Source organism: Actinomadura decatromicini (genome assembly GCF_008121305.1).
In the GTDB taxonomy this organism is placed as follows: domain Bacteria; phylum Actinomycetota; class Actinomycetes; order Streptosporangiales; family Streptosporangiaceae; genus Spirillospora; species Spirillospora syzygii.
In genome coordinates this window covers 114,454-127,122 of record NZ_VSRQ01000001.1, presented here as the reverse complement: position 1 = coordinate 127,122, position 12,669 = coordinate 114,454, and the positions used below count along the sequence as shown (strand labels likewise).

The 12,669-nt window shown below is 75.1% G+C and carries 12 protein-coding genes; 6 read left to right on the top strand and 6 right to left on the bottom strand.

Translation table 11 applies throughout. The annotated features are described in order from the left end of the window. Positions 1 to 7 precede the first annotated feature (7 nt). Positions 8 to 1,111 carry a TolB-like translocation protein gene (locus tag FXF68_RS00545; RefSeq protein WP_148756852.1) on the bottom strand — a complete coding sequence of 368 codons (1,104 nt, stop codon included), beginning with the start codon at positions 1,109 to 1,111 and terminating at the stop codon, positions 8 to 10. Then, complete coding sequence (locus tag FXF68_RS00540; RefSeq protein ID WP_246178066.1) at positions 1,108 to 1,647, bottom strand: sigma-70 family RNA polymerase sigma factor; 540 nt, start codon at positions 1,645 to 1,647, stop codon at positions 1,108 to 1,110. The genes FXF68_RS00545 and FXF68_RS00540 overlap by 4 nt, the downstream gene beginning before the upstream one ends. A 272-nt stretch (positions 1,648 to 1,919) precedes the next feature. Between FXF68_RS00540 and FXF68_RS00535 the strand changes: the two genes are divergently transcribed. Together FXF68_RS00535 and FXF68_RS00530 are read left to right on the top strand one after the other, a co-directional pair. Next, on the top strand, positions 1,920 to 2,867 hold the full coding sequence (locus FXF68_RS00535) for an ATP-binding protein (RefSeq protein ID WP_187437635.1): 948 nt from the start codon (positions 1,920 to 1,922) through the stop codon (positions 2,865 to 2,867). Between the two features lie 43 nt (positions 2,868 to 2,910). After that, entirely contained in the window at positions 2,911 to 4,032 is a 1,122-nt protein-coding gene (locus tag FXF68_RS00530) for a hypothetical protein (protein WP_148756851.1), read from the top strand. 17 nt (positions 4,033 to 4,049) lie between these two features. Here the strand turns inward: FXF68_RS00530 and FXF68_RS00525 are convergent, their stop codons facing one another. Together FXF68_RS00525 and FXF68_RS00520 are read right to left on the bottom strand one after the other, a co-directional pair. Next, on the bottom strand, positions 4,050 to 4,526 hold the full coding sequence (locus tag FXF68_RS00525; protein ID WP_148756850.1) for a ribose-5-phosphate isomerase: 477 nt from the start codon (positions 4,524 to 4,526) through the stop codon (positions 4,050 to 4,052). Positions 4,527 to 4,570: 44 nt separating this feature from the next. Then, positions 4,571 to 4,798, bottom strand: a complete 228-nt coding sequence (locus FXF68_RS00520; protein ID WP_148756849.1) for a hypothetical protein — start codon at positions 4,796 to 4,798, stop codon at positions 4,571 to 4,573. A 120-nt stretch (positions 4,799 to 4,918) separates the two neighbouring features. Here FXF68_RS00520 and FXF68_RS00515 point away from each other — a divergent pair, with 120 nt between their 5' ends. After that, positions 4,919 to 6,037: a PP2C family protein-serine/threonine phosphatase gene (locus FXF68_RS00515; protein WP_148756848.1), complete on the top strand. Its 1,119-nt coding sequence runs from the start codon at positions 4,919 to 4,921 to the stop codon at positions 6,035 to 6,037. A gap of 19 nt (positions 6,038 to 6,056) precedes the next feature. Here FXF68_RS00515 and FXF68_RS00510 read toward each other — a convergent pair whose 3' ends face one another. After that, entirely contained in the window at positions 6,057 to 7,175 is a 1,119-nt protein-coding gene (locus tag FXF68_RS00510; protein ID WP_148756847.1) for a serine/threonine-protein kinase, read from the bottom strand. Between the two features lie 452 nt (positions 7,176 to 7,627). On the opposite strand from FXF68_RS00510, the gene FXF68_RS00505 reads away from it, so the two are divergent. Continuing rightward, positions 7,628 to 8,974, top strand: a complete 1,347-nt coding sequence (locus FXF68_RS00505; protein WP_148756846.1) for a sensor histidine kinase — start codon at positions 7,628 to 7,630, stop codon at positions 8,972 to 8,974. A gap of 22 nt (positions 8,975 to 8,996) precedes the next feature. On the opposite strand, the gene FXF68_RS00500 is transcribed toward FXF68_RS00505, so the two are convergent. After that, complete coding sequence (locus FXF68_RS00500) at positions 8,997 to 10,424, bottom strand: amidase (protein ID WP_187437785.1); 1,428 nt, start codon at positions 10,422 to 10,424, stop codon at positions 8,997 to 8,999. A gap of 135 nt (positions 10,425 to 10,559) precedes the next feature. Here FXF68_RS00500 and FXF68_RS00495 point away from each other — a divergent pair, with 135 nt between their 5' ends. Next, positions 10,560 to 12,050 (top strand): acetyl-CoA carboxylase carboxyltransferase subunit alpha/beta, encoded by a 1,491-nt coding sequence (locus FXF68_RS00495; protein ID WP_246178055.1) that lies wholly within the window; start codon positions 10,560 to 10,562, stop codon positions 12,048 to 12,050. Beyond that, positions 12,047 to 12,664 carry a class I SAM-dependent DNA methyltransferase gene (locus FXF68_RS00490; RefSeq protein ID WP_148756844.1) on the top strand — a complete coding sequence of 206 codons (618 nt, stop codon included), beginning with the start codon at positions 12,047 to 12,049 and terminating at the stop codon, positions 12,662 to 12,664. The genes FXF68_RS00495 and FXF68_RS00490 overlap by 4 nt, the downstream gene beginning before the upstream one ends. Positions 12,665 to 12,669: the final 5 nt, after the last annotated feature.

Sequence of the window (12,669 nt, the reverse complement as noted above, 5' to 3'; positions counted from 1 at the left end):
GTCGCGATCAGCAGACGACCTCCCTGCCCGTGACGTTCCCGGTGTCGCGGACGGGGACGGCACGGCCGCCCCGGGTATCGAGCCACTGCATCTTGGTACCGGTGGTCAGAAGGAGGTAGCGGCCGTCGGCGGAGCGGCAGAAGACGTTGAACGCCGTCCGCTCCAGCACCGTGCCGGTGACCGCGCCGGTGGCGGGGGCCACCTCCACGAGCCTCGCGCGCGACGTCTGCGCGGACTCCACGAGGAGGCTCCGCCCGTCCGCCCGCAGCCACAGGTTCCTCACCTCGTCCAGCGGCCCGGGGACGGACACGACGGGACGTCCCCAGGCGGCCGGGTCCCCGGCGAGCGTGTCGACGTCCAGCACCCGGACGCCGTCGCCGTGGGGCGAGGAGAACCACGCGAAGGCCAGCCGGCGGCCGTCCGCGCTCAAGGACAGGTACTCGGCGTATCCCGTCAGGTCCCAGGCCCTACGGTGCCCGCTCGCGACCTTCTGCACGGTCAGGGCCACGCCCGGACGGTCCGGCCCCTTGCTCGCGTCGACCGTGAACGCCAGGGTGCCGCCGTCGGCGGAGGCCGTCAGGCGCCCGACGGACATGCCGGGGAGGTCGCCGCCGGGCAGCCGGTCGAGCGCGACGGTGCGGCCGCGGTCGTCGATGCGCAGGCGGTACAGGCGGTCCGGCCCGTCCTCGCCGTCGCCGGGGGAGCCCAGCAGGAAGAAGGTCCGGTTGTCGGCGGTGCCCGCCGCCCCCGACCAGCGCCCCACACCGCGCGGGACGGACACCTCCTGGAGCGAGCGTCCGGAGTGCGGGTCGACGATCCGGGCCCGGTCGTGGACGTCCGGACCCTCGGCGGGGGGCAGCGCGAGCAGGTAGCGCGTCGCCGCCGACACCGGCCGCTTATCCGGAGCCTGATCGTTCTGCCTGGTCACCAGCACGGCTCCGGCCACGACCATGACGACCATGAGCACGGCGGCGACCGGCGCCCACTGGCGGGCCGCCCGGCGGCGGGACGTTCCGGCCTCGGGTGCCGCAAGCGGTCTGAGGTCCTCGGGCCGCACCGTCTCGGCGGCGGCGTCGAGCGCCCGGCCGAGCCGGTCCTCGATCTGGCTCATTCTTCCTCCCCCAACCTGGCGGCGAGCGCGGCCAGCGCCCGCGACGACGTCGACTTCACGGTGCCGCGGGAGATCCTGGCGGCCTCGGCGATCTGGGCCTCGTCCAGGCCGAGGTAGAACCGCAGGACGAGGACCTCGCGCTGGCGGTCCGGCAGCTCCCGCAGGGCGGCCAGCACCTCCCGGTGCTCCTCGCCGAGCAGCGCCGCGGACTCGGCCGACCAGACGGGCGGCTCGTAGTGGCGGTGCAGGCGGCCCGCGAGCCTCCGCCGCCGCAGGACGGTGCGGCACTTGTTGACCACGGCCCGGCGCGCGTAGGGGAGCATCCGGTCGTGGTCGCGCAGCCGCTCCAGCCTGGCGTGCATGGCGGTGAACACGTCCTGGACGACGTCCTCGGCCGTCGGCCGGTCGCCGACGACGAGCAGCGCCAGCCGGACGAGGGACACGTGATGGTCCGCGAACAGCGCGGTGAGCATGGCCGCCGGATCGTCCCCGCCTCCGGGACCGCCGCCGCGGGCTACCGCTTCTTCTGTTTCCACGCCTATGACACCCGCGAGGCCGCGCCGAGGTTGCTCGCCGTGGCCGATTCGTCTTCGCTCCCGGGCCCGGCGGCGTCCCGGCGTTGGACACGGCGAGGGGAACCGGCCTGTTCACAGGGCTCGGGCCGCCTCGCACGGCGTTCGCGCCGGGTGCTCGCGCCGGGTGAATTTTCGGTTCGGGGTTTCCGCTTGCGCGGGTACTCCCGGGCTTGCCAGACTCGTGACCCCGAAGGAACAACGGTTACGGTTTTCATTTCCGAAATGGGGTTTTCGTGAAGGTTGCGTTCGTGGGAAAGGGCGGCAGCGGCAAGACCACCCTGTCGTCGCTGTTCGTCCGGCGCCTCGCCGGGCGCGGATTTCCCGTGGTGGCCGTCGACGCCGACATCAACCAGCATCTCGGCGTCGCGCTCGGCCTGGACGAGGACCGCGCCGCCAAGATCCCCGCCCTGGGCGACCGGCTCACCGAGATCAAGGAGTACCTACGCGGCGACAACCCGCGCGTCTCCTCGGCGTCCAGCATGGTCAAGACGACCCCGCCCGGCGCGGGCTCGCGGCTGCTCCGCTTCCGCGGCGACGACCCGATCCACGCGGCGGGCCAGGAGGTCGGCGGCGTCACGCTGCTCGCCACCGGGCCGTTCAACGACGACGACCTCGGCGTCGCCTGCTACCACTCCAAGACGGGCGCGGTCGAGCTGTACCTCAACCACCTCGTCGACGGTCCCGGCGAGTACGTCGTCGTCGACATGACCGCGGGCGCCGACACGTTCGCGTCCGGGCTGTTCACGCGGTTCGACCTGATGTTCCTGGTCGCCGAGCCCACCCGCAAGGGCGTCGGCGTCTACCGGCAGTACACCGAGTACGCCCGCGACTACGACGTCGCCATCCGCGTCGTCGGCAACAAGGTCCAGACCGAGGACGACGTCGCCTACCTCCGCGAACACGTCGGGGACGACCTGCTGACGTGGGTCGGGCAGTCCGCCGCCGTCCGCGCCGTGGAGCAGGGCCGGGACGGCGTCGCGCTGGAGGACGCCAACACCGCCGCCCTCGACCGCATGCGCGCCGAGGTGGACGCCCGCGTCAAGGACTGGGACAAGTACCAGCGCCAGGCCGTCGAGTTCCACGTCAAGAACGCGCGGAGCTGGGCGAACCGCGCGACGGGCGAGAACCTCGAGGCGCAGGTCGATCCGGATTTCCGGTTTCCGGTCGCCTACGCGGGGTGACGAACGCCTACCGGCGGCGGGTGATCGGCACTACCCTTCGACCATGACGATGCGCCGGATCCTCATGATGGCGGGCGGCGCCGTGCTCCCCGTCGCCGTCTTCGCTCTCCTCTTCGACAACCAGTGGGTCGTCGACGCCATCAGGGACAGCGACTTCAGGTACAACGAGGGCATCGGCCCGCTGGTGTCATGGTCGCACGCGCTGGCATGGCGGTTCACCCCGGCCGACGGCTCGAAGTGGACGTTCGTCCTCGCCGTCGACTTCACCACCCTGCTGTTCTACGTCCTGCTGGCGGCGCTCGTCGCGGCGGCCGGCCGGATCCTCGACGCGAACCGCGGCCCGCTCGGCGCGCTGATCGTCGGCTGGTGGGCCGCGATCGTCGCGGCCGGGATCGCCGGGCTCGTGTTCGGCCCCCTGCTGTACTGGACGCTCGACCTCAGGTCCGCGTCGGAGGCGATCTTCACGTCCATCAGCCAGGGCGTCTCGTCCGGCTTCGCGTTCGGCTGGATCGCCGGGCTCGGCGCGGTGGGCGGCTTCCTCATGTCCCGGCCGCGCACGCCGGGCGTCCAGCAGCCGTACGGGGGCGGCGCGCAGCCGTACGGCATGCAGCAGGGCGTGCAGCAGGGGATGCCGCCGGGCGGCCAGCAGCCGTACGGCGGGCAGCAGCCGTACGTCCCGCAGCAGCCCGGCCCGCACCTGCCGCAGCAGCAGATGCACCAGCAGCCCATGCCGCAGCAGGCGCCGCCTCAGCAGATGCAGCCGCACCAGCAGATGCCACCGCAGCAGCCGATGCAGCCGCATCCGTCGGCGGTGCCGTACGTCCCGCCGCAGAGCCAGGGGCAGCAGCCGCCGTGGGGCGCCGCGCCCGTGCCGCCGCAGCAGCAGCCGGGAGCGTCCGCGCCGCAGCAGTTCGGGGCGCCGCCCGTCCCGCCGCAGCAGCCCGCCCAGCCCGCCGCCGAGCCCGCCGCTCAGCCCGCCGCGCCGTCCACTCCGCAGGCGCCCGCGCCGGAGCCCGCGGCGGACGACGAGGAGCCGCCGGAGCCCGAGACGGCGGACGAGCGGGACGACGCCCCCGCCGACCCGCCCGAGGACACCCCGGAGCGGGACGACGACGACCTCGACCTCGCCGACCGCACCCGGATCGACCGCCGGCGCGACGAGTAGCCCGGCCGGGCGGGACGTCAGCCTTCGTCGGGCAGCGGCGGGAGTTCGCCGGTCCGCTCGTAGTCGGAGAGCATGTCGATCCGGCGGGTGTGCCGCGACTCGCCGGAGTACGCGGTGCCGAGGAAGAGCTCAAGGAACCGGGTCGCGGTCGCCAGGTCGTGCTGCCGGGCGCCGATGCTGATGACGTTCGCGTCGTTGTGCTCGCGGGCGAGCCGCGCGGTGTCCTCGTTCCAGACCAGCGCGGCGCGGACGCCCTTGACCTTGTTGGCCGCGATCGCCTCGCCGTTCCCGGAGCCGCCGATCACGACGCCGAGCGTGCCGGGCTCCGCGGCCGTCCGCGCGGCGGCGCGCAGGACGAACGGCGGGTAGTCGTCCGCGGCGTCGTACTCGAACGCGCCGCAGTCGACGGCCTCGTGCCCGTTCTCCTTCAGCCAGGAGACCAGGTGCTCCTTCAGCTCGAAGCCTGCATGGTCGGTTCCCAGAAACACGCGCATGGGCCCGATTGTGGCAGGCTCCGGGACCCGTCGGCGCGCCGGGGCTAGGCCCCGTCCGCGGACGGCCGCCGGGGCGCGCCGCCGCGTTTGCCGAGGCGGCGCCGCTCGTTCTTGGCGGCCTTCGTCCGCCGCGCGGCCCCCGCCGCCGAGTCCCCGGGGGCGGGCGGCTGCGAAACGGGCTGCGGCGGCCCCTCGCCCTCCGGTCTCGGCCGGGACACGTCCCGCGCCCGCATCGCCGCGTCCACCGTGATCCGCATGCCGGGCTGCCCCATGTGCCGCTCCCTCAAAGAACGCAGGTAATCAGGATCATAAGAGGCTGGACCGTTGCAAGGCCCCGCCGGTGCCCCGGATGCGGGCCCCCGGACGTGTTTGGTCGGTACAGTGCCGGAGTAATGCTTCAACGACTGGTGCATTTCCTTCCGCCGAGGCTGCGAGCCGTGCTGCGCAGGATCCCGATCCTGGTGGCGCTGTACCGCTGGCTCCGGAGGGGCAAGCTCACCAGGGAGCGGTACATGTTCGCCGGGCTGGCGGCCGCCGCGATCGCGATCGGGCTCGCCACGTCCAGCGACTCGCGCGGCCTCGCCCCGTCCGGCGCGCTGGTGCTGATCGTGCTCGGCGGCGGGCTGCTGCTGAAGGTCCGCGCCCTGCTGGCGCTGCTCGGCGTCGTCGTGGCGATGGCGGCCTACAACGCCTCGCAGGACGTCGCCGCGATCGGCCCCGGCATGATCGCGACGCTGACGATCACGGCGGTGCTCGCGCTGAGCCTCGCCCGGACGCGGCAGAAGCTCGGCGTCCAGGGCCTGCGCGGCGACTCGATGCTGCTGGAGCTGCGCGACCGGTTGAAGCGCCAGGGCGAGCTGCCCGAGCTGCCGGACGGCTGGGGCTCGCAGGTCGTCCTGCTGCAGGCGGGCGGGTCGTCGTTCGGCGGCGACTTCGTCGTGTCGACCTGCGACGGCGGGACGCTGGAGGTGGCGCTCGTCGACGTGTCCGGAAAGGGAACCGACGCCGGGACACGAGCGCTCATGCTGTCCGGTGCGTTCGGGGGGCTGCTTGGATCGGTCCAGCCTGATCGTTTCCTGCCCGCGTGCAACGTCTACCTCCAGCGCCAGCGGTGGGACGAGGGTTTCGTCACGGCCGTCCACGTCGTGGTCGACCTCAAGACCGGCGAGTACACGGTGGAGTCGGCGGGCCATCCGCCCGCCGTGCAGTTCGACGCGGGCAGCGGCGTCTGGCAGGTCAGCTCGGCCAAGGGCGTGGTGCTCGGCGTCGTCCCGGACCTGCGGTGCGTCCCCGAGCACGGGACGCTCCGCCCCGGCGACGCGCTGCTCCTCTACACCGACGGGCTGGTCGAGTCGCCCGGCAGCGACCTCGACGCGGGCATCGACCGGCTGCTCGGCGAGGCGGAGCGGCTCGTCCCGCAGGGCTTCGGCAGCGGCGCGCGCGAGCTGGTCGAGACGATGGCGGCGGCCCGCGACGACGACTGCGCCCTCGTCGTGATCTGGCGCACCTGACCCGCCGCGGGCGCGCCCGCTAGCGGCGTGCCCGCTGGTCGAGCCTGGCCTGGGCGCGGCCGACGATGATGGCGCCGATCAGCACGGTCCCCGCGGCGGCGCCGAGGCCCGCGAGCAGCCGCGTCCGGGACGACGGCCCGGTCACCGCCCAGCCGAGCGGCGTGAACGCCTTGGTCGGCGTCTCCACCGGATCGGCGGCGAGGCGCGGGGGCACGTGCGGCGGCGGGGACGGCGCCGGACGCGGCCGGCGCGGCACGGCGATCTCCACCCCGCCCGCCGCCACGGCCGCCGCGGGCGCCGGCCGCGCGGCCGCCCCGACGCCGACCGGCGGCTGCGCGACGAGCGCGAGCAGCAGCTCCGACGCGGGCGGGCGGTCCGCCGGATTCCGCGCGAGCGCCCACCGCACCGCCGGGACGAGCGGCTCCGGCAGCCCGGACAGGTCCGGCTCGTCGGCCCCGGTGCGCAGGGTGGCCGGGTCGCCGCCGATGGGCATGCGCCCCGTCCCGGCGTGGGCGACGAGGCAGCCCCAGGCGAACACGTCGGCGGCCGAGGTCGCGGGCCCGCCGATCAGCACCTCGGGCGCCATCCAGCCGGGCGTGCCGAGGACCTTGCCGGTCGCGGCGGTGGCGCCGGGCATGTCCTGGCTCCGCGCGATCCCGAAGTCGATCACCCGGCACCCGGACAGCGTCAGCATCACGTTGGCGGGTTTCAGGTCGCGGTGCACGAGCCCGGCCGCGTGGATCGCGGCGAGCGCGGACGCCACGCCGACGGCGACGCCGTGCAGGTCGGCGGCGGGCAGCGGGCCGTCGTCGACGAGCCGGTCGTGCAGCGAGATGCCGCCCACGTACTCGGTGACGAGGTAGGGACGGCCGTCCTCCTCCCCGTGCGCGAGGACCCGCGCCGTGCAGAACGACGCGACGCGCCCGGCGAGGTACGCCTCGTCCTTGAAGCGGCGGCGGTAGGCCGGGTCGCCCGCGAGGTGCGGATGGATGGTCTTCACGGCGACGCGCCCGCCGGACACCGGGTCGGCGCCGAGGTAGACGGTCCCCATGCCGCCGGTGCCGAGGCGGCCGAGCAGCGTGTGGCCGCCGACCTCGCGCGGGTCGGCGGGTTCGAGCGGCCTGATGTCTCCGTCCATGCCCGCTCCCGTTACTCCGTTCCCGAGGTTTCGTTCCCGAGGGCCCCGGCGTCCTCCGGGGCCTTCGGCTCCGGTGTTCCCGTGGTCTCTGGGGTCTCCGCGGGCACCCGGTGTCTCTCCCGCAGTCCGTCCATCCCCGTTCGGCGGCGGATTATGGCGTGATCTTCCAGGAAGTGCGCGGGCCGTGCCGTGGAACGCGCCATTCGCAGGGCCGACGGATCGTCCGGAAATGAGGAGGTCACGCGGTCGCCACGCCGCGTGCACCCCGAGGACGATCGGAGGTCGATCGGGACGTCCGCCCAGCGTGCGGCCATGTTTCGGCGAGCAATGACCAGGTAACAACCAGTTCTGCGTTCAACCCCCAGGCGCTGGACGCGCGCGGCGCCCGGCGCCGCGTGCGGGCCGCGCGTGCCGGAAGGGGGAGGGGCGCCGGGGTGCGGAGATTCCGGGGCGTGCTGACGCCGTCGCGCTGGTCGCTGCGGACCCGCGTGACCGCCGCCGCGACCCTCGTCGTGGCGCTGCTCCTCACGATCGGCGCCGTGATCTTCTACCAGGCCGTCCGGGGCGTCGTGTACGGCGGGCTGCACGAGCGCGGCGACTTCGTCGTCACGGACGTGAGCACGCTCGTGCACAGCACCGACCCGCACGGGACGCTGCCCGTCCAGGACACCGAGTTCACCCTCCTCCAGGTGGTGAGCGCGGACGGCGCGCTCGTCGCGTCGAGCGACTCGCTGGCCGGGCACGGGCCGCTGGACGTCCCGCCGCCGCGCAGGCCCGGGCATCCCGAGTCCCACACGATCGACATTCCGGGGAAGGGCGCGGTGTACGTCGTCTCCGAGAAGGTGAGCTCTCCCGGCGGCTGGCGGATCGTGCACGTGGGCGCGCCCAGCACGCTGTTCGTCCGGTACCGGGGCCTGCTCGCCGGGCTGCTCGCGGGGCTGGTGGTGATCGCGACGGTCGCGCTCGCCTGGATCGTGTCGCTGTCGGTGCGGCGGGCGCTGCGCCCGGTGCGGGTGATGAGCGGCGAGCTGACCGAGATCACCGGACGCGGCGCGGGCCGCCGGGTCACCGTGCCCGGCCCGAAGGACGAGGTGTCCGAGCTTGCGGAGTCGGTGAACGTGACGCTCGGCAGGCTGGAGGCCGCCCTGACCCGGCAGCGCGGCTTCGTCGCGGACGTCTCGCACGAGCTGCGCAGCCCGCTGACCGGCCTCCGCGCGCAGCTCGAGGTCGCCCTCGAACACCCCGAGGACGAGGACTGGCCCGCCGTCGCCCGCGCCGCGCTCGCCGACGCCGACCGGCTCCAGGGGATCGTCAGCGACCTGCTGATCCTCGCGAAGCTCGGCGCGGGCGTGCACGTCTCCCGGGAGCGGATCGATCTCGGCGAGCTGGTCCGGGCGGAGACGGGGCGGCGGCCCCGGCGCGTCCCGATCGAGGTGGCCGCGCCGGACGGGATCATGGTGAGCGCGACCCCGCACCATCTCGTCCGGCTGCTGACGAACCTGCTCGACAACGCCGAGCGGCACGCCGCGTCGCGGGTGTGGGTGACGGTCGCGGCGGACGGGGGCGACGCCGTCCTGGAGGTCCTGGACGACGGCGTCGGCATCGCCCCCGAGGACCGCGAGCGCGTCTTCTGGCGGTTCCAGCGGCTCGCCGAGGGCCGCGGCCGCGACCCGGGCGGCACCGGGCTCGGCCTGACGATCTCCCGCGACATCGCCCGCGCGCACGGCGGGACGCTCGTCGCCGCCGAGAGCGACAAGGGCGCGCGGTTCGTCCTGCGCCTCCCGCTGGACGACGGCTGAGCGCCGACTCAGGCGAGCGGACTCAGGCGGGAGGAGGGCGGCGCGTCCCATGGCGGGTGGCCTGCTCGAACCCGTGCCCGATCCGCAGGACGTCGAGGTCCGCCCGGTGCGGGCCGACGATCTGGAGCCCGACCGGGAGGCCGTCCCCGGTGAACCCGGCGGGCACCGACAGGGCTGGGCAGCCGGTCGCCGAGACGAGGAAGCACGACCGCATCCATTCGAGGTAGTCGGGCATGGGCTGCCCGGCGACCTCGTCCGGGTACTCGATCCCGGCGTCGAACGGCGGGACCTGGCTGACCGGGAGGAGGAGCGCGTCGTACCGTCCGAAGAACTCCCGGACGCGGTGGAAGAGCGCCGTGTGCAGGGCTTCGGCGCGCCCGACGTCGGAGCCGGACAGGACGCGGCCTGCCTCGATGTTGGCGGCGAGGGACGGTTTGAAGTCGGCGCGCCGCTCGTCCAGGAGGGAGCCGAGGGCGACGTCCCAATGCCAGGCGCGGAGCGTCCGGAAGACCTCGTCCGCGCCGGAGAAGTCGGGGCACGCCTCCTCGACCGCGCAGCCCAGCTCCTCAAACACCTTCACGGCCGGTTCGAGGACACCCGTCACGGCGGGGTCGACGGGGACCGTCCCGCCGAGGTCGGGGGACCAGGCGACGCGCAGCCCGGCGAGGTCGCGGTCGAGCGGGACGGCGAACGCCGAGCCCGGCGTCTCCAGCGCGATCGGGCTGCGCGGGTCCGGGCCCGCGAGGACGGACAGCAGCAGCGCCGCGTCGGCCACCGTCCGCGCCATCGGGCCCTGCACGCCCATCGTCGCCCACCCGGCGGGCACCGGCCAGGACGGCACCCGTCCCGGCGACGGCCGGAACCCGACGACGTTGCAGAACGACGCGGGGTTGCGCAGCGAGCCGCCCATGTCGCTGCCGTCCGCGATCGGGTGCATGCCGCAGGCCAGCGCGGCCGCCGCGCCGCCGCTGCTCCCGCCCGCCGACCGCGACGGGTCGTAGGGGTTGCGGGTCACGCCGAAGATCGGGTTGAACGTGTGCGACCCGGCGGCGAACTCCGGCACGTTGGTCTTGCCGAGCGTGATCGCCCCGGCGGCGCGGATCCGCTCGACGACGAGGTCGTCGGCGGCCGGGACGTGGTCGGCGAAGATCGGCGAGCCGGACGTCGTGCGGATCCCGGCGGTGGCGTGCGTGTCCTTGTGCGCGACGGGCAGGCCGTGCAGCGGACCGGGGGCGGCGCCGCGGGCGAGTCGCTCGTCGGCGTCCCGCGCCTGGTCGAGGGCGCGCTCGGCGACCAGCGTGACGATGGCGTTGACCTGCGGGTTCGTCCGCTCGATCTGGTCGAGATGCGCCTGCACGACCTCCCGCGCGGACAGCTCGCGCGCCCGGATCCGGCGGGCCAGCTCACGGGCGGACGCGAAGCGGACCTCCGCGTCGCCTTCTTCGGGCACGGTGATCTCTGCGGGCACGGTGATCTCTGCGGGCACGGTGATCTCTTCGGACACGGCGACGTCCCTTCTGCCACGGTGCCTCCAGTGTCCACCCCGGACGGCCCCTGACCAGCCCTCACGGTCATGATGGAGCACGTGACGGAACGGGTCGGGGCGCGCGGGCTGCTGCGCCGCGTGCTCGACGGCGGCCGGCGGACGTCCTGGGACGTCCCGCCCCGAACCGGGCCCGATCCCGGCTCGCCCTACGGCCGGGACCTCGCCGCCGCCCGCGAGCGCAGCGGCTGCGACGAGGCCGTCCACACCGGGGAGGGGCGGCTGCGGGGCCGCCGCGTCGCGTTCGTCGTGTCGGAGTTCCGCTTCCTCGCCGGGTCGATCGGCCTCGCCACCGCCGACCGGATCGTCGCCGCCGTGGAGCGCGCCACCGCCGAGCGGCTGCCGCTGCTCGCCGCGCCGTCGTCCGGCGGGACCCGCATGCAGGAGGGCACGGCCGCGTTCGTCCAGATGGCGCGCATCACCGCCGCCGTGGCGGCGCACCGCGCGGCGGGACTGCCCTACCTCGTCTACCTGCGGCATCCGACGACCGGGGGAGTGTTCGCGTCCTGGGGGTCGCTCGGGCACGTCACGGCGGCCGAGCCGGGCGCGCTGATCGGGTTCCTCGGGCCGCGCGTGTACGAGGGGCTGCGCGGCGAGCCGTTCCCGCCGGGCGTGCAGGTCGCCGAGAACCTCGCCGCGAAGGGGCTGCTGGACGCCGTGGTCGGCGTCGACGACCTGGCCGAGGTGGCGGCCCGCGCGCTGGACGTCCTGTGCGGCGCCCCGCCGTCCGCCCCTCCGGCCGCCGCCCCGCCGGTGCCGCTCGTCCCGGCGGCGGTGCCGGAGACGGCGGCGTGGGAGTCGATCGAGCGGTCGCGGCGGCCGGGCCGTCCGGGCGTCCGCGACCTGCTGCGGCACGGCGCGGCGGACGTCACGCCCCTGTCGGGCACCGGCGAGGGGGAGGCCGACCGGGGGATCGTCCTCGCGCTCGCCCGGTTCGGCGCGGCGCCGTGCGTCCTCGTCGGCCAGGACCGGGCCGGACAGCGCGCCGGGAACCCGCTCGGCCCGGCCGGGCTGCGGGTCGCGCGGCGCGGCATGCGGCTCGCCGCCGGGCTGGGCCTGCCGCTCGTCACCGTCGTCGACACGCCGGGCGCCGCGCTGTCCGCCGAGGCGGAGGAGGGCGGCCTCGCCGGGGAGATCGCGCGCTGCCTCGCCGACCTGATCTCGCTGCCCGCGCCGACGCTGTGCCTGCTGCTCGGCGAGGGGGCGGGCGGCGCGGCGCTCGCGCTGCTGCCCGCCGACCGGGTGCTCGTGGCGCGGCACGGCTGGCTGGCGCCGCTGCCACCGGAGGGGGCGTCGCTGATCGTCCACCGGACCCCGGCCCGCGCGGACGAGCTGGCGGCGGCGCAGGGCGTCCGGTCCGCGGACCTGCTCCGCGACGGGTTCGCCGACGTCCTCGTGGACGAGCGTCCCGACGCCGCCGACGAGCCGGAGGCGTTCTGCCGCCGCGCGGCCGCCGCCGTCGGACGCGCCCTGGCGGGCCTCGCGCCCGGCACGGCGGCGTCCCGGCAGGCGCGCTACCGTTCCGGCCCATGACCGAATCCGCCACGCGCGAGGCGTATGACGCCGTCGCCCAGCTCTACGCCGACACCTTCCGCGACGCCCTCGCCGACATGACGCTCGACCGCGCCATGCTCGCGGCGTTCGCCGACATGGTCCGGGGCCTCGGCCCCGTCGCCGACCTCGGCTGCGGGCCGGGGCGGCTGACCGGCCACCTGGTGTCGCTCGGACTGGACGCGTTCGGGATCGACCTGTCCCCGGAGATGATCGAGCTGGCCCGCGCCGAGCATCCCGACCTGCGCTTCGACGTGGGGACGATGGCCTCGCTCGACATCGCGGACGAGAGCGTCGGCGGCGTCCTCGCCTGGTACTCGACGATCCACACCGCCCCGGACGACCTGCCGCCGGTCTTCGCCGAGCTGTACCGGGTGCTCGTCCCCGGCGGGCACCTGCTGATCGGGTTCCAGTCCTGCGACGGCGACGAGCCGGTCCCGTACGACCACCGGGTCGCGCTCGCCTACCTCTGGCCGCTGGAGCCGATGGCCGCCCTGCTTGGCAAGACGGGCTTCGTGGAGGTGTGCCGGGTCGGCCGCGCGGCCCTGGAGAGCGAGCGCGTCCCCTCGGGCCACCTCATCGTCCGCAAGCCCTGAGCCCT